The sequence below is a fragment of the Burkholderia sp. HI4860 genome, from assembly GCF_002223045.2.
Classification (GTDB): Bacteria; Pseudomonadota; Gammaproteobacteria; order Burkholderiales; family Burkholderiaceae; genus Burkholderia.
In genome coordinates this window covers 3,548,193-3,567,969 of record NZ_NKFO02000003.1, presented here as the reverse complement: position 1 = coordinate 3,567,969, position 19,777 = coordinate 3,548,193, and the positions used below count along the sequence as shown (strand labels likewise).

Sequence of the window (19,777 nt, the reverse complement as noted above, 5' to 3'; positions counted from 1 at the left end):
CCGGGCACGAGGCCGTTCGGTTGCGGAATATGCAGCTAGATTAGCCAAAATCGGCGCAATTGGCCCGGTACAATGCGCGCCGCGCGCACCGAGCCAGCGCGGGTTCAGTCGTCGGTGCGCAGGTTGACGACGCCGCCCACCGTCTCGATTTCCTGCACGCGGCCGTCGCGCACCTGCAGCGCCGCACGCTTGCCCGGCGCGAGACGCAGCACGACGGGCTGCGGATCCGACTCGTCCGAATTCATCCGGTCGGCCTTCAGGGCACCCGTCGCGTCGAAGCGGCCGATCCACACGCCCGTGATGTTCGTGCCGTCGTTCGATTCTTCGATTTCGAGCGTGTCGCCGTCGCGATCGCCCGCGAGCAGCACGACCTCGCCCGTATCGGCGAACTGGTATTCGCCGTGCACGCCTTCCTCGTCCGTCTTCGGGCCGAGATGCACGACGATCGGCCGGTCACCGAGCGTGCCTTCGTAGCGCGGCAGGCGGGCGAACTCGGGATTCGGCTTCAGCGGCCGCGCCATGGCCGGTTCATCCTGCTGCGCGCCCGGCGTGGCGGCCTGCGCCGCGCAGACGCCCGGCATCGCCATGCCCGCCGCCAGCGCGCCCGCGACGACGAGCGCCCGTTGCCATTGCGAATATCGACCCACCTTGTGTTGCTCCTTGCTTCAGATTCGCTCGAAAATCGCGGCGATGCCCTGCCCGCCGCCCATGCACATCGTCACGAGCGCATTGCCGCGGCCGGCGTGCGCATGCCGCGTCAGCCCTGCATCAGGCGCTCCACCGCATCGCGGTGCGGAATCGGCGCGACCGCGCCGTAGCCCGTCGTCGACAGCGCTGCCGCGGCGTTCGCATAACGCGCCGCCGCGAACGGATCGTCGCCCGCGACGATCCGCGCGACGAACGCACCGCCGAAGCAATCGCCCGCGCCCGTCGCGTCGACGGCCTCGACCGCGAAGCCCGGCACGACGCGCCGTTCGTTCGGCGTCGCCACGTAAGCGCCTTCCTTGCCGAGCTTCAACGCGACGACCTGCGGCCCGTGTTCGAGCATCGCATCGACGATCGCATCGCGATCGTTCGCGCCCGTGAGTGCCGTCACGTCGTCCCAACTGGGCAGGCAGATGTCCGTCTGGCGCAGCGCCTCACGCATCACCGCGCGGGCGCGCGGCAGCGGCCACAGCTTCAGCCGCAGGTTCGTGTCGAAGCTGACCTTCGCGCCGTGGCGGCGCGCGTGGTCAGTCGCCGCGAATGCGGCGTCACACGCAGCCGTGCTGATCGCCAGGCTGATGCCCGACAGGTGCACCGCTTTCGCGGCAGCCAGCGCGTCGAGCGGCAGATCACCGGTTGCATAACGGCTCGCCGCCGAGCCCGCACGCAGGTAGTCGAACTGGTGACCATCGGCGCCGTGCGTGACGAAGTACACGCCGGTCGGCGCCGTGCGGTCGATCCGCACGTACGTCGTGTCGACGCGTTCCGCGCGCCACATGTCGGCCAGCAGGCGGCCGAACGGATCGTCGCCGATCGCCGACACGAAACCCGTCGATGCGCCCTGGCGCGCGGCGGCGATGCAGAAGTTCGACGTATCGCCGCCGAAGCCCTGCAGGAATTCAGGCCGGCCCGGCTGCGACTGGTTGAATTCGATCATCGCCTCGCCGAGCGCGAGGATCTCCGGAAATGCGGCGGCCATCGCTTATACCTCGCCCCACAGATCGTGGCCGTCGGCGCCCGTGATCTTCACGGACACGAAATCGCCGACCTTGTAGCGCTGAGATGCCTTCGCCGCCGGCTCGACATAGACGACGCCGTCGATCTCCGGCGCATCGGCGGCCGTGCGGCCGATCCCGCCTTCGTCGCTGACTTCGTCGATCAGCACCTTGAGGGTCTTGCCGACCTTGCGCTGGATGCGGTTCGCCGACACTTCCTCGGCGACTTCCATGAAGCGCGCGCGGCGTTCCTCGCGGACTTCATCCGGCAGCGCGCCGTCGAGTTCGTTCGCGGTCGCGCCTTCGACCGGCGAATACGCAAAGCAGCCGACGCGATCGAGTTCCGCCTCGCGGATGAAGTCGAGCAGCGTTTCGAACTGCGCTTCCGTCTCGCCGGGGAAGCCCGCGATGAACGTGCTGCGAATCGTCAGGTCCGGGCAGATCTCGCGCCACTTCTGCACGCGCTCGAGCACCTTCTCGGCGTTCGCCGGACGCTTCATGCGCTTCAGCACTTCCGGGTGCGCGTGCTGGAACGGCACGTCGAGGTACGGCAGCACGTGGCCCTTGAACGGGCCTTCGGCCATCAACGGAATCACTTCGTCGACGCTCGGATACGGATACACGTAGTGCAGGCGCACCCATGCGCCATACTGCGCGGCGAGTTCGCCGAGCGCGGCGACCAGGTCCGTCATGCGCGTCTTGATCGGCTTGCCGTTCCAGAAGCCCGTGCGGTACTTCACGTCGACGCCGTACGCGCTCGTGTCCTGCGAGATCACGAGCAGTTCCTTCACGCCCGACTTGAACAGGTTCTCGGCTTCCAGCATCACTTCGGCGACCGGGCGCGACACGAGGTCGCCGCGCATCGACGGGATGATGCAGAACGTGCAGCGGTGGTTGCAGCCTTCGGAGATCTTCAGGTATGCGTAGTGGCGCGGCGTGAGCTTGATGCCGGCGGCGGGCACGAGATCGGTGAACGGATCGTGCGGCTTCGGCAGGTGCGAATGCACGGCCTGCATCACTTCGCCCACTGCGTGCGGGCCGGTGACGGCGAGCACCTTCGGGTGTACTTCCTCGATCAGGTTCGAGCCGCTTGCGCTCGACTTGGCGCCGAGACAGCCGGTGACGATCACCTTGCCGTTCTCGGTCAGCGCTTCGCCGATCGCGTCGAGGCTTTCCTGCACGGCTTCGTCGATGAAGCCGCAGGTGTTCACGACGACGAGGTCGGCACCGTCGTAGGTGCCGGAGATTTCATAACCTTCGGCGCGCAGTTGCGTGATGATCTGTTCGGAGTCGACGAGCGCCTTCGGGCACCCGAGGGATACGAACCCTACTTTGGGGGATTGGGACATCTGGAATGTGGGGGCGTGGCAGCAAAAGCGTGAGTTTACAGCCATTTAGGGGTGGCGAGGCAAAACAGGCGATCGGCGGCGGCATCGATAGTCGAATTGGATGCACGACGCGGCGGCGGGCCGTCATGCGACGACTGCTCGATACGTCCCTTTCACTTTGAAATCGCGCCGTCTGTCGCTACGCGTCGACGGTCAAGCCACGTACGGCCGTCGACGAACGCATCACGGCAGCGACGCCCCCGCAACGCGCCATCGGTCAACACGCATCGAAAAGTATGAAAAACTCCACGTTCGCCGCGCTCGACGCATCGCAGTCAACTGACCGCCGAGCCGGCGCCTACACAAAAGGACGCTACATGTCAGTACGACGTTTGATATGCACCTGGCTCTCGCTGTGCCCGTTGATTGCAGGCACGGCGATGGCCCAACCCGTCGAGGTACCGGGCTTTACCCACGTGCGCTCCCTGGGCGGCATCGACGAATACCGCCTGGATGCCAACGGCCTTACCGTGCTTGCCGTGCCCGATTCCGCTGCGACGGTGGTCAGTTTCCAGGTGTTGTACCGGGTGGGTTCACGCAACGAAGCCGCGGGCACGACCGGCGACACTCACCTGCTCGAGCACCTGATGTTCAAGGGCAGCCAGCACTACAACAAGGCGCTCGGCAATGCACTGAACAGCTACATGGAGCGAGTAGGCGCAACCTTCAACGCCACCACTTCGATGGACCGCACCAACTACTTCGGCACGCTCGGGCGCGATGCGCTGGAAGGCTACATCGCGATCGAGGCCGACCGCATGCGCAACCTCCTGCTGCGCCCGGAAGACCTGGCCAGCGAGATGACGGTGGTACGCAACGAGTACGAGCGAGGCGAGAACAGTCCTTTCACCGCCTTGTTCCAGCAGGTCATGGCCACGGCTTACCAGGCGCATCCCTACCACCATCCCACCATCGGCTGGCGTAGCGACATCGAGCATGCGAGCGTGGACAAGCTGCGCCGTTTCTACGACACCTTCTACTGGCCGGACAACGCCACCGTCATCCTGGTCGGCGATTTCCGGCCGGACCAGGCGTTGGGGTGGGTCAGGCAGTATTACGGCGGCATCCCGCGCGCGCCCCAGGCCATTCCCGCCGTCACGACCGAAGAGCCGCCGCAGCAGGGGCCGCGAAGGCTGGTGCTCAAACGCGCGGGCGCAACGGGCAGTCTGATCATCGCCTTCAAGGGGCCGCGCGCGCTCGACCCCGATGCGCCTGCGTTGACCGTACTGGGCCTGGTATTGAGCCAGGGCAAGAGCAGCCGGCTGTACCGCGCACTGGTCGACACGACGGTTGCCACGCAAGCCGGCGCCGGCTTCCATGCACTGCGCGATCCCGGCCCGTTCGTCGTGACGATCAGCCTGCCGCCCGACGCGAAACACGAGCAGGCCGAGAAAATCGTCTGGACCGAACTGGAGCGGATCAAGACCGAGGGCGTCACTCGCGAGGATATCCAGCGGGTGCTGGGTCCTTACCGGGCCGATCAGGTCTACCAGCGTGACGGCGTCCGCGCGACGTCCGCCCGATTGGGCAACGCGGTCTCGCAGGGCGACTGGACACGGTTCGTCACCGAGCTCGAAGAACTCGAAAAGGTGACGCCCGCCGACGTGCAGCGCGTCGCCCGCAAGTACCTCGTTGAAAACCAGAGCACCACCGGCTGGTTCGTCCCGGAGAAATCGTGATGAAGCATGTTCGTTTCAACCCTCTGCGGACGTGGCTCGTGTGGTTCGCCGTGCTGTGCCTGCCTGTTGCGGCTCAGGCAGGCATCGCCGAGCGCGTCGTGCGCGCCCAGGCCGGCAGCATCACGCTACTGACCTATTCGATGTCGCCGCAGGAAATGGTGTCCGTGACCGGGGTGATGCCCCTGGGCGATGCCGACACGGCCAGCAAGGCGGCCAATCCCGCCGTGCCGTTGCTGACGGGCATGTTGCTGCAGGAGGGCACCACCCGTCGCGACAAGGTGGCGATCTCCGCGCTGCTGGAAAGCCTGGGCGCCCAGTTGTCGTTCCAGACCGACGGCGGCTATGTCGGCATACACGGCCAAAGCCTGACCAAGGATTTGCCGACGCTGATCGACCTGATGGCCGAGCAGTTACGCCTGCCGGCCTTCAAGCCGGAAGAGCTGGCCAAGGCCAAGAGCCGGCTGGAGGCCGCGATCCGTCACGCCGGAGAAAACCCGTCGGTTCGGGCCACCGAGGCGCTGGATCGTTCCATTTACCCCGCTGCCCACCTCAATGCACCGGTGCCGCGCGAACGGATGCTCGACGCAATCGCCGCTGCCACGCTGGACGACATCAAGGCCTTTCATCGAGCCTATTACGGGCCCGCCCACATGACGCTGGTCGTGGTCGGCGGCGCGGACCCTCGCGGCCTGCAGTCCATGGTGACCGAAGCCTTCGCGGGCTGGAGCGGGGGCCGGGCACTCGTGCGACAGGGCCCGCCACGCAAGGCAAGCCGGCCGGACACGCAGCGCATCGCCATGGGGGACAAGGAATCCGTCAGCGTGATGCTGGGTCAGGCCATCGACCTGCGCGCCAACGATGCCGACTATCTGCCCCTCAGCGCGGGTATCAACATCCTGGGCAACGGCTTCACCGGCCGCCTGATGGCAGGGGTCCGCGACAAGGAAGGCCTGACCTATGGCATCCGCGCCGGCCTGTCCGGGCTCTCCCTGATGGACGGCGGATTCGTCATCACGAGCAGCTTCGCCCCGCCCCTGCTGAACAAGGGCGTCGCCAGCACGCGCCGGATTCTGGATGCCTGGTGGAAACAGGGCGTGACCCAAGCGGAACTGGATGCACGCAAGGACGGCATGATCGGCCGCCATCAAGTCGCGATGGAAACCACCGGGCAGATGGCCGCCATGATCGCCCAGACGGTACTCCAGGATCGCCCGCTGAGTGACCTGGACACCTATCCCGAGCGCGTCCGCGCGTTGACCGTCGAGCAGGTCAACACCGCCATCCGCAGGTACCTGGATCCCGACAAGATGACGTTGGTGGAAGCTGGCACGTTCGCGGAGAAATAACCGCCGCCTCGCTTCGTTCCGTGCCCCGCCCGGCTTCGGCCGGGCCGCTGCCATCGCACGATCGTGCGTGCGCCTGTGCTTCGCAGAACGCCACCGGATGTACCTTCGCGCCGACGGTCGCAATCGCCGACCGGTTCTGATCATCCGCGCCGGTCGCCCAGTCCTCGCCCTGGCTGCCGATCCGTGCACGATGCTCCACATGGACCGTGCCGAAACACGCATGGGCAACGTGCGTGCCGCTCGCGTCGGTTTGAGGCGGGATGAGGGGCTGTCGGCTTACCGTCAACGCCATGTGCGGCAAGATGCGTGGCCACTTCCCGAACGACGAGGCGGCGATCAAGCTGCTCTGGCTGGGGCTGCACAATGTGCCGGCCAGGACCGTGCGGTCCGCCTTCGACTGGAAATCGGCGAAGTGACGGGGATCCACGCGCACGCGTCGCTTCCCGACAATTCCGCCGGAACCGCCCCGTCGCTATGCGAAAATCGCAGCGTCCACGCTCTTCCCTCTCTTCCATTACCCAACGGGGTTCGCATGACCACCCACATCACGATCGAATTCACCGAACACGCAGCCGAAACCATCGGCGAGCAAACCAGCACCAGCTTCTCCTACGACCAGGGCGCGCACGTGCCGCAACCGGGCGACTTCGTCGAGCTCGAGAATTCGCGACAGACGTTCCTCGTGATCGGCCGCGTGTTTTCGCTCAAGGCGAACTACTGCGCGGTCAAGCTCGTGCTCGATCTGCCGCCGCACGACGACGAGCAGGGATTCCCGGCATAAGACAAGCCGGGCCGGTAACGTCGGCCATTGCGCACGCCCGGCCCGCCGCGTATTGAACCGCCCACCACGCGCGCGTAAAAAAGCCCGCCGAAGCGGGCCCACACAACGGACCAATCCCATCCGGCGCTCACGGAAACTTCGCGGCCGTCAGGCACCGCTCGAACCACAAGGCATCGTCTCCATCGCCGATCGGCCACATTTCCGCATCGAGTTGCGGCAGCCCGGCTACCGGCGCTGACGCGCGGTTATCCCCGCCAGAAGCCCCCGCACGCGTCCACGCCGATTGCGCGCCACCGGTGTCGCACGCACTCCCATGGGCCTGCGCTTCGCAGTACGCAACGGGGCGCACCTTCGCGCCATCGGCCGTGCTCACCGACCGGTACTGATAGACCGCCCCGGTCGCCCAGTCCTCGCTCTGGCTGCAGACCCGCGCGCGATGCTGCACATGGACCGCGCCGAAACATGCGTAGGAAACGTGCGCGCCAGTCGCATCGTCGGGAATGAAATCGCAGTTTGCATCGAAACCGGTAAGGGGGCCGCCCGTGTATTTCGCGAGCCACTGGCGCTCGGCCTGCGCACGCGCGATCAACCCTTTGTTCGATTGATCGGCCAGTACGGCGGTGCGCCGATCGATTGCCTTGCGCACTTCGTCGACGGCGAGCGCACGACCTTCGTAATCGGCGTCGAGACGATTGTTGCGCGCGCTGATCCAGCGGCGCTGGCTGCGCACCAGCATGTCGCGGATCGCCGTGTCCGGTGCGGCCTTCAGCGCACCCGCGTACGCCGAATTCATCCGCGAGTCGGCTGCGCGCAGGATGGAGCTCGCGCAGATGCGCTTCTCGAGCGACTGCACGGCTTTCGCGCAATCCATCGCAAAGGCAGGCACCACCACGCCAACGCCCAGCATGAACATCGAAGCTAAACCAGCCAGCCGGCCGGCTGGTGCCACTCGAATCCCACGCATGCTTTCTCTCAGTCGGTTTTTTCTTGGTCGCATTGCCTCGACGCGGCATCGCGCATCACGGCCTGTCTTGCCCGGGCGGCGTCATTGCATTTCGCCGAACGCAGCTTCCACGCCACACCGCGCGGCGCCGCTCATGGTACGCGTGCGTGCACGAACGCGCACCATCAGGCACGACACGCCCCAGTGTTCCTTCGCAAGTGACGGGATCTCGATCGACTGAACAACGTCCGCGCACGCCCGAACCCGGCATGCGCATTCGGTGCCGACGGTCATGAACGACCGTCGGCGAGAGGAACCGGCAGGCGGCGGCCGCACACATCGTCGCGCCAGAATGCACGATCGGCCGACCCGCGCCGCGCTGCTTCGCGGCACCGACGCCCGACGGGTTGCCCGCCGCGGTCGGCCTGCCGCGAAACCGTTACTTCTTTTCCGGCTCCGACGCGCCCGGCTGCTTGAACGGGAACGTACTGAACATCGACTTCGCCTGGTTCTGCATCTGCTCCTGCATCTGCACGAACATGTTCTTCGACTGCTCGATGTAGCTGGTCATCATCCCTTGCATCATCGGCGCCTGCATGTTCATGAACTGCGACCAGACTTCCGGATTCATCGCATTGCCTTCGTACAGGTTCTTCGACTGATCCGCGAGCTTGTTCTGGATGTCGATGAACGCCTGGATGTTCTTTTCCAGGTACGTGCCCATCATGCCCTGCATCGCATGCCCGTAGAAACGGATGATCTGCGACAGCATCGACGACGAGAACATCGGCACACCGCCGCTTTCCTCTTCGAGGATGATCTGCAGGAGGATGCTGCGCGTCAGGTCTTCGTTGGATTTCGCATCGACGACCTTGAAGTCCTCCTGCTCCAGCACGAGTTGCTTCACGTCGGTCAGCGTAATGTACGTGCTTGTCTCGGTATCGTAGAGCCGACGGTTCGGATACTTCTTGATGAGCCGTTCGGCCGTCTTCTTTGTAGTAGTCATGTAACGCCTTTGAGTGCAGCGTAGCGGAAGTGACGAATCCCCGCCGCCCGAATCCGGGAGGCGGGGGCCTTCGGAAAACGCCCGGCTGCGCGGCCACCCGGCCCGCGCAGCGCGGACGCTCAGCCCATGTGCAGGCCGCCGTTCAGCGAGAAGTCTGCGCCCGTCGCGAAACCGGAATCGTTCGACGCGAGCCACGCGACGATCGAACCGATTTCCTCCGGGCCGCCGAGACGCCGCACCGGGATCGTCGCGACGATCTTCTCGAGCACGTCCGGGCGAATCGCCTTCACCATGTCGGTGCCGATGTAGCCCGGCGACACGGTGTTGACCGTCACGCCCTTCGTCGCGACTTCCTGGGCGAGCGACATCGTGAAGCCGTGGATACCGGCCTTCGCGGTCGAGTAGTTGGTCTGGCCGAACTGCCCTTTCTGGCCGTTCACCGACGAAATGTTGATGATCCGGCCCCAGCCGCGTTCGACCATCCCGTCGATCACCTGCTTCGTCACGTTGAACAGGCTCGTCAGGTTGGTGTCGATCACGGCGGTCCAGTCTTCGTGCGTCATCTTGCGGAACACGACGTCGCGCGTGATGCCCGCGTTGTTGACCAGCACGTCGATCTCGCCGACTTCGGCCTTGACCTTGTCGAACGCTTCCTTGGTCGAGTCCCAGTCGCCGACGTTGCCTTCCGACGCGATGAAATCGTACCCGAGCGCCTTCTGCTCCTCGAGCCATTTCACCCGGCGCGGCGAGTTCGGGCCGCAACCTGCGACCACCTTGAAGCCGTCTTTCGACAGGCGCTGGCAGATGCTGGTGCCGATGCCGCCCATCCCGCCCGTTACGTACGCAATTCGCTGAGACATAAATCTCACTCCATTTTTTGGTTTCGAGAGCTGCCGGAGGCCCCCTCTGACTTCACGTGACGCCGGCCGAAGCCGCAATCGGCCGGCACACGAATTCGGTTCGCTGGTCGCGAATGGCCGCTTGAGAACAGCCGCCTACGGAGGGCCGCTTACGGACGCTCGACCGCGAGCGCGACACCCATCCCGCCGCCGATGCACAGCGACGCCAGCCCGCGCTTCGCATCGCGCTTGGCCATCTCGTGCAGCAGCGTCACCAGGATCCGGCAGCCCGACGCGCCGATCGGGTGCCCGATCGCGATCGCCCCGCCGTTCACGTTCACCTTCGACGTGTCCCAGCCCATCTGCTTGTGCACCGCCAGCGCCTGCGCCGCGAATGCCTCGTTGATTTCCATCAGGTCCAGGTCGCCCGGCGTCCAGCCCGCGCGCTCCAGGCAGCGGCGCGATGCCGGCACCGGGCCCATCCCCATCACGCTCGGATCCACGCCCGCGTTCGCGTACGCCTTGATCCGCGCCAGCGGCGTCAGGCCGAGTGCCGCCGCCTTCTGCGCCGACATCACCAGCACCGCCGCCGCGCCGTCGTTCAGCCCCGACGCGTTCGCCGCCGTCACCGAGCCGTCCTTCGAGAACGCCGGCTTCAGCCCGGCCAGCGATTCCGCCGTCACGCCGTGACGCACGAATTCATCGGTGGCGAACTGCAGCGGCTCGCCCTTGCGTTGCGGAATCGCCACCGGCACGATTTCATCGTCGAAGCGGCCGGCCTTCTGCGCGGCTTCCGCCTTGTTCTGCGACAGCGCCGCGAATGCGTCCTGCTCCTCGCGCGTGATTCCGTACTCCTTCGCGACGTTCTCCGCCGTGATGCCCATGTGGTACTGGTTGTACACGTCCCACAGGCCGTCGACGATCATCGTGTCGACCAGCTTCGCGTCGCCCATCCGGAACCCGTCGCGCGAGCCCGGCAGCACGTGCGGCGACGCGCTCATGTTCTCCTGGCCTCCCGCGATAACGATCTCCGCGTCGCCCGCGACGATCGCGTTCGCCGCCAGCATCACGGCCTTCAGGCCCGAGCCGCACACCTTGTTGATCGTCATCCCCGGCACGGCGTTCGGCAGCCCGGCCTTGATCAGCGACTGCCGCGCCGGGTTCTGCCCGGAACCGGCCGTCAGCACCTGGCCCATGATCACTTCGCTGACCTGCTCGGGCTTCACGCCCGCACGCTCCAGCACCGCGCGGATCACCGTCGCGCCCAGCTCGGGCGCCGCAATCTTCGCAAGCGATCCGCCGAATTTGCCGACCGCGGTCCGCGCGGCCGATACGATCACTACGTCCGTCATTTCCCTTTCCTCCAGGCCCGCACGACACGGCGCATCGCTACCGGCCCTGTTAAAAAAACTGCGGTGCACCGGACAGCCTGCGCCGCTGTCCGGTTTTCGTCAATCGCGCTGCAATACGTAGCGGCCCGGCGCCGGTTCGATCACCGGGAACTGCGCGGTACCGGGCTGGGCGGGCGGCTCCACCTTGCGGCCGCCGTACTGGTCGAGCCATTCGACCCAGGTCGTCCACCAGCTTCCCGGGTGCTCCGTGGCACCGGCGAACCAGTCGTCCGCCGATTCGGGCAGGTCGCTGTCGTTGACCCAGTAGCTGCGCTTCTTCTTCGCCGGCGGATTGATCACGCCCGCGATGTGCCCCGACGCGCCAAGCACGAACTTCAGCGGGCCCGACAGGATCGACGTGGACGCATAGGCCGTCTGCCACGGCACGATGTGATCCTCGCGCGAACCGTAGATGAAGGTCGGCACGTCGATCAGCGTCAGGTCCACCGATTCGCCGCACACGGTCAGCGCGCCGGGTTCGCGCAGCTTGTTCTCGAGATAGGTATTGCGCAGGTACCACGCGTACATCGGGCCCGGCAGGCTCGTCGAATCGCTGTTCCAGTACAGCAGGTCGAACGGCGCCGGCGTGCGTCCCTTCAGGTAGTTGTCGACGACGTAGTTCCACACGAGGTCGTTCGGCCGCAGGAACGAGAACGTGTTCGCGAATTCGACGCCGCGCATCAGCCCCGGCGGCGTGCCGTTCTTGCCGCCGATGGTCTGCTCGCGCATCTGCACGTGCGCCTCGTCGACGAACACGTCGAGAATGCCGGTATCGGTGAAGTCGAGCATCGCGGTGAGCAACGTCATCGACGCGGCCGGATGTTCGCCGCGCGCGGCAAGCACCGCGAGCGCGGTCGCGAGCATCGTGCCGCCGACGCAGAAGCCGAGCGTGTTGATCTGCTCGCGGCCGCTGACCTGCTGCACGGCGTCGATCGCCGCGAGCAGCCCTTCGTTCATGTAGTCGTCCCACGTCTTGTGCGCGACCGATGCGTCCGCGTTGCGCCACGACACGAGGAACACCTGATGGCCGTTCGACAGCGCATGCGCGACGAGCGAATTCTCGGGCTGCAGGTCGAGGATGTAGAACTTGTTGATGCAAGGCGGCACGATCAGCAGCGGCCGCTCGAACACCTTGTCCGTCTTCGGCGTGTACTGGATCAGCTGGATCAGGTCGTTCTCGTAGACGACCGCACCTTCAGTACACCCGAGGTTCTTGCCGACCACGAATTGCGATTCGTCGGTCTGCGAAATCTTGCCGCGCTGCATGTCGCCGAGCAGGTTCATCATCCCTTGCCGCAGACTTTCGCCCTGCGTTTCGAGGATCGATTTCTGTGCGTCGGGATTGAGTGCGAGGAAGTTGCTCGGCGCGGCTGCGGCCGTCCATTGCTGGACCGTGAAACGAATGCGCTCGCGCGTCTTCGGATCGGTCTGCAGCGCATCGGCCAGTTCCTGCAGATAACGCGCGTTGAGCAGATACCAGGCCGCCGCGAATGCATGCGCCGGCGACGCCTTCCATGCATCGCCGCTGAAACGGCGGTCCTTCAGTTCGGGCGACTCCAGCTTCGCCGCGGCGGCCTGCTGCATCAGCGCCATGCAATCGCGCGCGTAGTCGGCCTGCAGCGCCTGCAGCCGCTCGGGCGGAATCGCGGCGGCCGGCAGCTTCAACCCGGCGAATGGCGACGCCATCGCGCCGAAATCGGGCATCGACGGCATCTGGAACGGGAACGATGTCGGAAACTGGAATGTGGCGAACGGATTCACGGTGGCCGACGCAGTCGCGGCGCGTGCCGGATCCGCAAAACCGCGCCACGCGTTCAACCACGACTCGAACATCTGCTGCATCGGCTGGGCGGCCGGATCGAAACCAATGCTGCCCGGGGAAGTGCCCGCCTGAGCGGACGTCGACGATTTTTTCGATGCTGTCATTACCTGCCTTACCGGTGATTCGTGAGCGTCTATCGTGAAATCCTGCTCGCGCGCGGCATGCCGGCTGCGAGCCGGGCCGTCATGCTCTGGAGAGGCGTCTCCAGATTCTGCCGCAGTGCGGTATTTTTATCATTATCGTTTTCCCCATGTGAAGCGCCATGTCAAACCACTGAACATTTCCGTACGGAGATAATCCTCGCACAACAGACGGGACAAGGGTTCCGGCGAAACATAAAACATTTTGGTTGACTTGACTTCGGGATTTTTCATTCAATCGCGCATGCAGCGCGGCATCGCGGCCGAAATATCGAGATAACCCGATTTTGCGACGCAATAAACTCCACGCGCACGCGCATTCCATCAATCGGCCAGCCAGATCGCCGCTGCCATGCGGCCCGTCACGCGATCGCGCCGGTACGAATAGAAGCGTGCCTGTTCGGTGACCGTGCAGGCCGTCCCGCCGCTCACGTGCACAACGCCCGCACGCGCGAGACGCAGGCGCGCAAGCGCATAGAGATCGGCAAGAAATTTGCCCGGCGCGCCATCGATCGCGGCGAACGCAAGCCGGGTTTCATCATGCTCCGACTGCGGGGCCGTGTCGAGAAACGCGTCACGCACGTCGGCGCCCACCTCGAACGCCTGCGGGCCGATCGCCGGCCCGAGGTACGCGTGAAGCGCGTCCGTCGCACCGCCCGCGAGTGCCGCGACACGCGCCGCGGTCTGCTCGACGATGCCGGCCGCCAGCCCGCGCCAGCCCGCATGGGCGGCGCCGACGGCACGGCCCTGCGTGTCGCACAGCAGCACGGGCAGGCAATCCGCGACCATCACGACGCAGACGGCACCCGCGCGGTCGGTGACGCTCGCGTCGGCCTGCACGGGCGCCGTCGCCATCGGCGCCGCCGCGATCACCTCGTCCGCGCGCACGATCTGCGCGCCGTGAACCTGCTCGAGCCACGCAGCGCTCGACTGGCCCGCCAGCGCCAGCAAGCGTGCGCGATTCCCTGCCACATGGGCCGGGTCGTCACCGGTATGCAGGCCGAGATTCATCCCGCCCGGCAGCGCGTCGCCGCGCTGCCAGCGCCCGTACGGGCCTTCGCTCACCCCACCGTCGCGCGTCGTGATCAGCGCGCGCACGCGCGGCGACACCTGCCAGTCGGGCTGTACGCAGTCCTGCCACGTCAGCGGCGCCAGGTTCGTCATCGGCACTCACTCCTCCTCATCGTCCAGGTCCGGCTCGTCATCGTGATACTCGCCGCCGAAATCGTCATCGTCGTAGACACCGTCATCGTCGTCGAATTCCTCGTCGCCCTGCCCGAAGCCGAGCGCCGCGACGAGTGCGTTCATGTCGTCCGGCAGCGGGCAGCGCCACTGCATCGCCTTGCCCGTGACCGGATGCACGAGGCCGAGCCGCCACGCATGCAGCGCCTGTCGCGCGAACCCGTCCGGCAGCGGCGTGACCGAACGCTTGCCGCGCGCACGTCCGTACACGGGATCGCCGAGCAGCGGATGCCCGACGTGCGCGCAGTGCACGCGGATCTGGTGCGTGCGACCGGTCTCGAGATCGCACTGGATCGCGGAAACCGGCTGACGTTGCCACAGGCATGTGTCAACCGTGCGGAAATGCGTGCGCGCCGGTTTGCCCGATGCGCCCGTGACGACGGCCATGCGCGTGCGTTCGCGCGGATCGCGGCCGATCGGCGCGTCGATCGTGCCGTCCTCGGGCATCGTGCCCCACACGAGCGCGAAATAGCGGCGCTTCACCGTGCGGGCCTGCAGCTGGCGCACGAGGTCCGTCTGCGCGGCCAGCGTGCGCGCCACCACCATCAGGCCCGACGTTTCCTTGTCGAGCCGGTGGACGATCCCGGCGCGCGGCAGGCCGGCCGCCGCGTCGCCGTAGCGATGCAGCAGCCCGTTGAGGATCGTGCCGCTCCAGTTGCCGGCGGCCGGATGCACGACGAGGCCGGCCGGCTTGTTGATGACGACGAGCGCGTCGTCCTCGTAGATCACGTCGAGCGGCACGGGCTCCGGCGTAAAGGCGAGTTGCTCGGGGAGCAGGTCGGGCACGAGTTCGATCTTCGCGCCGAGCGGCACCGGCTGGCGGATCTTTGCCGGCGCGCCGTCGACGAGCACGCGCTGCGCCTCGATCCAGCTCTGCAGGCGGCTGCGCGAGAATTCGGGGAACAGTTGGGCGAGCGCCTTGTCGAGGCGTTCGCCCGCGAGCGACATCGGCACTTCGACGACGCGCGGCGCTTCATCGACCGCCGCGGACGGCACGACGGGCGGCTGCATTGCGTCGCCGGTCAGATCGTCATCGAGGGAATCCCCCGAGGCAGCGTCGGCGGGCCGATCGCTTGGGCTATAATCTTCGCGATTTGGTGTGCCCGGCTGGGCATTCTGCGAACTTGAACGGGTCATTTAGACTGGGTCACCGAGACTTGAAGCTAGGACATGCGAGCATGATGAATTCGACCAAACGCACGGCCAGAACCGTCGCCGCCCGGGCTGCGGCGGTAGCGGCCGTGGCCCTCATCGCCGGCTGCCACGGCTTGCCGCAGAAGCAGGACGAGACGGCTACCTGGTCGAACAACAAATTATACTCAGAGGCCCAGGACGCACTGTCCGGCGGCGACTGGGGCAAGTGCGCGAAATATTTCGAATCGCTGCAAGGTCGCGATCCGTTCGGCCATTTCGCGCAACAGGCACAGATCAACGTTGCATACTGCAACTGGAAGGATAACGAAGCGGCCGCCGCCGACCAGGCCGTCGATCGCTTCATCCAGCTCCACCCCGATCATCCGGATATCCCGTACGCGTACTACCTGAAGGGGATGATCCACTTCAACGACGATCTCGGCCTGTTCGGCCGCTTCTCCGGCCAGGACATGAGCGAGCGCGATCCGCAGGCACTGCGTGAATCGTACGATGCGTTCAAGGTCGTCGTCGACCGCTTCCCGAAGAGCAAGTACGCGCCCGACGCCGCCGCGCGGATGCGCTATATCGTGAACGCGCTCGCATCGCACGAAGTGCATGCGGCCGACTACTACTACCGGCGCGGCGCCTACGTCGCGGCCATCAACCGTGCGCAGCTCGCGATCAAGGACTACAAGGGCGCCCCGGCGATCGAGGACGCGCTGCACATCATGATCCTGTCGTACGGCAAGCTGAACCAGCCGGAACTCGCCGAGGACACGAAGCGCGTGCTCGCCGGCACGTTCCCCGACAGCCCGTACGTCACAGGCCACTCGCGCCCCGGCGCGAAGAAGTCGTGGTGGCAGTTCTGACGACAGCACCGTGCGGCACGCGCCGCACGAACAAAAAACCCGGCCATCGAGCCGGGTTTTTTATGGGCGCCGCATTCAGGCGGCGCCGGTGCAATCGCGCGACGATCGCCGCGCGCACCGTCACGTGCGCTTTGCCGAACGGTGCTCGTCGAAGAAGTCCTGGACGACCGCGATCTCGCGGGTCCGCTTGAACGGCGGCAGGCTCTGCCAGATCCGGCGCCCGTAGGGCTTGTCGACGAGCCGCGTGTCGCAGATCATCAGCACGCCGCGATCCGTCTCCGCACGAATCAGCCGGCCCGCGCCCTGCTTCAGCGTGATCACGGCCTGCGGCAACTGGTGCACGGCGAACGGGCTCAGCCCCTTCTTCGTCAGCGCGTCGAGCCGCGCGGCCAGCACCGGATCGTCCGGCGGCGCGAACGGCAGCTTGTCGATCACGACGAGCGACAGCGCGTCACCGCGCACGTCGACGCCTTCCCAGAAACTCTGGCTGCCGACCAGGATCGCGTTGCCATACGCACGGAAACGGTCGAGCAGTTCGGTGCGGCTTGCATCGCCCTGCACGAGCAGCGGCGTATTCCAGCCGCGCGATTCGATCACGTCGCGCAGCTTCGACGCGATCCGGTCGACCGCGCGCAGCGTCGTGCACAGCATGAACACGCCGCCGCCGGACGCCTCGATCGCCGGCAGCGCGGCGTCGAAGACGGCATCGGTAAACACCGGCGAAGACGGTTGCGGCAGGTTACGCGGCACGTACAGCAACCCTTGCGACTGGTAGTCGAACGGGCTTGCGAGCGTCATCGAGCGACGCGAGCTGAGGCCCATTTGCGCCGCATAGTGCGTGAAGTCGCCGCGCACCGACAGCGTGGCCGACGTGAACACCCAGGCACGCGGCACGCCCGCGCGCTGCTTGGCAAAGATCGGCGCGACCGACAGCGGCGTTTCGTGCAGCTGGACCGTATGCGCGAACACTTCGACCCAGCGCACCTTCTCGTTCGGATCGCCGTCGGATGCCGCCTTGTCGCCGGCCGCCGTTGCGTCGGCCTTCGCCGCCGCTTCCGTCGCGCCGGGTGCGACCCAGCCGGCCAGCAGGTCCTGCAGCTCGCGGGCGCGCCGCAGGCACGCGCCGAGCGATTCCGCCCGTTCCGCCTGGCTGGCGAGCGCCGACGCCAGCGCGTCGAGCGCAGCCTCGAGCGCGTCGAGCGCACCGAACATCGGGTGATCGTCGCCGAGCTGGGCGAGCGACATGCGGACGATCTGGTCGTTCGCGAACGCCAGGCGCAAGTCGCGCGCCGCACGCTCGAGATCGCCGCCGAGCTTCACCCACTCGACCGCGTCGCGCGCATGGCTCAGGCCTTCCGCCACCGTGTCGCGGGCGAGCTCGAGAATCTGCGTCGTCGACAGCGTTTCGCCGAAGAACAGCGTCGCCGTTTCCGGCAACTGGTGCGCCTCGTCGAAGATGACCGTGTTCGCGTTCGGCAGCAGCTCGGCCATCCCCGTATCGCGCAGCATGATGTCCGCGAAAAACAGGTGGTGGTTGACGACGACGATGTCGGCCTGCTGCGCCTCGCGCCGCGCCTGCATCACGAAGCAATCCTTGTAATGCGGGCATTCCTGGCCGAGGCAGTTGTCGCGCGTCGACGTGACCATCGACCACACGGGCGCCGTTTCCGGCACGCTCGCGAGCTCGGCCTTGTCGCCGCTCTTCGTGATCTTCGCGAAGCGGACGATTTCCTGCAGATAGGCCGTATCCTGCCGCGACGGCAACCGGCCGTTGTCGGCCGTGCGTTGCAGGTAGTAGTGGCACAGGTAGTTGGCCCGGCCCTTCAGCATCGCGACCGACACCGGCACCGCCAGCGCGTTGCGCACGGTCGGGATGTCGCGCGCGAACAATTGGTCCTGCAGGTGTTTCGTGCCGGTCGACACGATCACCTTGCCGCCCCACAGCATCGCGGGCACGAGGTATGCGTAGGTCTTGCCGGTACCCGTGCCGGCCTCGACGATCAGCGTGTTGTCGCCGGCATCGCCGTCGACTTCGGCTGCCGCGGCGGCGTCCGCGCCCGTTTCGGCCGCCTTGTCGCCGTCGCCGAGGCGCCGCGCCGGCCGCTTGCGGGTTTCGAAGATCTCGGGTTCGGGCATCCGGCGCGCGGACGCTTCCATCGCGGACGCGACGGCGCGCGCCATCTCGATCTGCGACTGTCGCGGCCGGTAGCCGTCGAGCGCACGCGCCAGCAATCCGCCTTCGCCGAAGATCGTGTCGAGTTCGTCGACGCGCTTGCGGCTCAGCTCAAAGGTGCCTTCGGGCGCACGAGCGCGCCCGGCGGGCGACACGTCGCGCCGGGCATCGGGGGTGGCTTCAAGCGGTGAATTCAAGGCAAGCGTTCCTGTGTCCAGCGCCCGGGCGGCGCCGGCGCTTGCCAGGCCGCGCTCAGGCGCGCTTATCCGGTTCCAGCTGCGATTGCAGCAAAATGATTTTGTCCTTGGCCGCCAGCTTTTCCTTCTTCAGCCGGTGCAGCGTGATGTCGTCGATGTCGGAGTGCCCTTCCTTCAGCTCGATCTCCCGAGCGAGCTGCTGGTGCTGCTCCTGCAATGCAGCCAAACGGTTGTGCAATTCCTGCTGCTGTTCCGTGTGACGGTTTTGCATACTTGCCTCCTCATCGAAGCAGCGCGCCGACTGGCGTGCCAGCGCGCCCGAGACTGATCCCGATCAATCCAACACGTTACTGCCCCTGCTGTTGCTTCTGCTGCGCCTTCTCGGCCGCTTCCTTCTGACGCTGCTCGACATCGGCCTTGTGCTGCACGGCTTCCTTCTGCTTCTGCTCGTAGCGCGCGGCGTTGTCCGCGCGCTCCTGCGCCTTCTGCGCGGCCTGCTGGTGCGCCTGGTCGAGCTTGCGCTGGAAGTCGCCCTGCTTCTGGTCGTATGCCTGCTTGTTCGCCGCGCGCTGCGGTGCTTCCGCCGCGTTCTGCGCCGCCTTCAGCGCCTGCTGCTGGTCGCGCTGCTGCGCACGCACGGCCCGTTGCTCGTCGTTGAGCGCGAGTTGCTCCTGGCGGATGCTCGCCCGCTCGTCGCGCATCTGTTCACGTGCCTTGCCGAGACAGTGATTGACGAAGAACTTGCTGTAGCAATCGTGCTCGGCCACTGCATAACGATAATCGTTTTCTGCGGAACGTTGATTGAGCACTTTTTGACGGGCGTCGAAATCCGGTGCGGCGGTGGCCGTCACGGGCGCAGCCGCGGCGGCGGCCGGCACGGTTGCGTCCGACGCTTGCGCGAACGCGCCGGAAGGCCCGGCAGACAAAGCTGCGGCGAGCGCTGCGCCGAGCGCGACGAGAGAAATTCGGGAAGTTGGCAACGTCGTAGGAAAGCTGCGGGACATGTGTCAAATTCTATCACCCCCGGCTGGGCGCTCCGCCATTTATGGCAAAATGCCCCGCTTCACTCACCCGCGGCATCCGGCCCGTCGGGCCCGCCACGCAGCCCGCCGCTTCGGGCCTGCCGG

The 19,777-nt window shown here is 66.3% G+C and carries 19 protein-coding genes; 5 read left to right on the top strand and 14 right to left on the bottom strand.

Annotated features, from left to right (window positions below):
- Positions 1–104: 104 nt before the first annotated feature.
- From CFB34_RS31985 to rimO, 3 genes are all read right to left on the bottom strand, one after another.
- Positions 105–647, bottom strand: coding sequence for a hypothetical protein (locus CFB34_RS31985; protein ID WP_089440211.1), 543 nt, complete (start codon positions 645–647; stop codon positions 105–107).
- A 110-nt stretch (positions 648–757) separates the two neighbouring features.
- Positions 758–1,684 (bottom strand): sugar kinase, encoded by a 927-nt coding sequence (locus CFB34_RS31980; protein ID WP_089440212.1) that lies wholly within the window; start codon positions 1,682–1,684, stop codon positions 758–760.
- Positions 1,685–1,687: 3 nt separating this feature from the next.
- Positions 1,688–3,049, bottom strand: coding sequence for a 30S ribosomal protein S12 methylthiotransferase RimO (rimO, locus tag CFB34_RS31975; RefSeq protein WP_089440213.1), 1,362 nt, complete (start codon positions 3,047–3,049; stop codon positions 1,688–1,690).
- Positions 3,050–3,324: 275 nt separating this feature from the next.
- Between rimO and CFB34_RS31970 the strand changes: the two genes are divergently transcribed.
- The 4 genes from CFB34_RS31970 (at position 3,325) to CFB34_RS31960 (ending at position 6,894) form a co-directional block, all read left to right on the top strand.
- Entirely contained in the window at positions 3,325–4,767 is a 1,443-nt protein-coding gene (locus CFB34_RS31970; RefSeq protein ID WP_242808716.1) for a pitrilysin family protein, read from the top strand.
- Positions 4,767–6,113: a pitrilysin family protein gene (locus CFB34_RS31965; protein WP_089440215.1), complete on the top strand. Its 1,347-nt coding sequence runs from the start codon at positions 4,767–4,769 to the stop codon at positions 6,111–6,113. The genes CFB34_RS31970 and CFB34_RS31965 overlap by 1 nt, the downstream gene beginning before the upstream one ends.
- 290 nt (positions 6,114–6,403) lie before the next feature.
- Positions 6,404–6,529: a hypothetical protein gene (locus tag CFB34_RS39115; protein WP_256979867.1), complete on the top strand. Its 126-nt coding sequence runs from the start codon at positions 6,404–6,406 to the stop codon at positions 6,527–6,529.
- Positions 6,530–6,645: 116 nt separating this feature from the next.
- A complete protein-coding gene (locus CFB34_RS31960) occupies positions 6,646–6,894 on the top strand; it encodes a hypothetical protein (protein ID WP_089440216.1) in 249 nt (82 codons plus the stop codon).
- Positions 6,895–7,021: 127 nt separating this feature from the next.
- On the opposite strand, the gene CFB34_RS31955 is transcribed toward CFB34_RS31960, so the two are convergent.
- From CFB34_RS31955 to CFB34_RS31920, 8 genes are all read right to left on the bottom strand, one after another.
- Positions 7,022–7,807 (bottom strand): lysozyme inhibitor LprI family protein, encoded by a 786-nt coding sequence (locus tag CFB34_RS31955; RefSeq protein ID WP_242808715.1) that lies wholly within the window; start codon positions 7,805–7,807, stop codon positions 7,022–7,024.
- 132 nt (positions 7,808–7,939) lie between these two features.
- Complete coding sequence (locus CFB34_RS31950; RefSeq protein ID WP_089440218.1) at positions 7,940–8,131, bottom strand: hypothetical protein; 192 nt, start codon at positions 8,129–8,131, stop codon at positions 7,940–7,942.
- 145 nt (positions 8,132–8,276) lie between these two features.
- Positions 8,277–8,843, bottom strand: a complete 567-nt coding sequence (gene phaR / locus CFB34_RS31945) for a polyhydroxyalkanoate synthesis repressor PhaR (protein ID WP_006485265.1) — start codon at positions 8,841–8,843, stop codon at positions 8,277–8,279.
- Between the two features lie 119 nt (positions 8,844–8,962).
- Positions 8,963–9,703, bottom strand: a complete 741-nt coding sequence (locus CFB34_RS31940; RefSeq protein WP_027784565.1) for a 3-ketoacyl-ACP reductase — start codon at positions 9,701–9,703, stop codon at positions 8,963–8,965.
- A gap of 149 nt (positions 9,704–9,852) precedes the next feature.
- A complete protein-coding gene (locus CFB34_RS31935) occupies positions 9,853–11,034 on the bottom strand; it encodes an acetyl-CoA C-acetyltransferase (RefSeq protein WP_089440219.1) in 1,182 nt (393 codons plus the stop codon).
- A 99-nt stretch (positions 11,035–11,133) separates the two neighbouring features.
- Positions 11,134–12,999 carry a class I poly(R)-hydroxyalkanoic acid synthase gene (gene phaC / locus CFB34_RS31930; RefSeq protein WP_089440220.1) on the bottom strand — a complete coding sequence of 622 codons (1,866 nt, stop codon included), beginning with the start codon at positions 12,997–12,999 and terminating at the stop codon, positions 11,134–11,136.
- Positions 13,000–13,359: 360 nt separating this feature from the next.
- Positions 13,360–14,199, bottom strand: coding sequence for a peptidoglycan editing factor PgeF (gene pgeF / locus CFB34_RS31925; protein WP_089440410.1), 840 nt, complete (start codon positions 14,197–14,199; stop codon positions 13,360–13,362).
- Between the two features lie 6 nt (positions 14,200–14,205).
- The gene (locus CFB34_RS31920; protein WP_089440221.1) at positions 14,206–15,414 is read right to left on the bottom strand and encodes an RluA family pseudouridine synthase; all 1,209 of its coding nucleotides are present in this window, start codon (positions 15,412–15,414) and stop codon (positions 14,206–14,208) included.
- 41 nt (positions 15,415–15,455) lie between these two features.
- On the opposite strand from CFB34_RS31920, the gene CFB34_RS31915 reads away from it, so the two are divergent.
- A complete protein-coding gene (locus CFB34_RS31915) occupies positions 15,456–16,280 on the top strand; it encodes an outer membrane protein assembly factor BamD (RefSeq protein ID WP_027784570.1) in 825 nt (274 codons plus the stop codon).
- A gap of 120 nt (positions 16,281–16,400) precedes the next feature.
- On the opposite strand, the gene CFB34_RS31910 is transcribed toward CFB34_RS31915, so the two are convergent.
- The 3 genes from CFB34_RS31910 to CFB34_RS31900 form a co-directional block, all read right to left on the bottom strand.
- Positions 16,401–18,650, bottom strand: a complete 2,250-nt coding sequence (locus CFB34_RS31910) for an ATP-dependent DNA helicase (protein WP_089440222.1) — start codon at positions 18,648–18,650, stop codon at positions 16,401–16,403.
- Positions 18,651–18,705: 55 nt separating this feature from the next.
- Complete coding sequence (locus CFB34_RS31905; protein ID WP_006478692.1) at positions 18,706–18,921, bottom strand: YdcH family protein; 216 nt, start codon at positions 18,919–18,921, stop codon at positions 18,706–18,708.
- A gap of 76 nt (positions 18,922–18,997) precedes the next feature.
- Positions 18,998–19,654 carry a hypothetical protein gene (locus tag CFB34_RS31900; protein WP_089440223.1) on the bottom strand — a complete coding sequence of 219 codons (657 nt, stop codon included), beginning with the start codon at positions 19,652–19,654 and terminating at the stop codon, positions 18,998–19,000.
- Between the last annotated feature and the right edge of the window lie 123 nt (positions 19,655–19,777).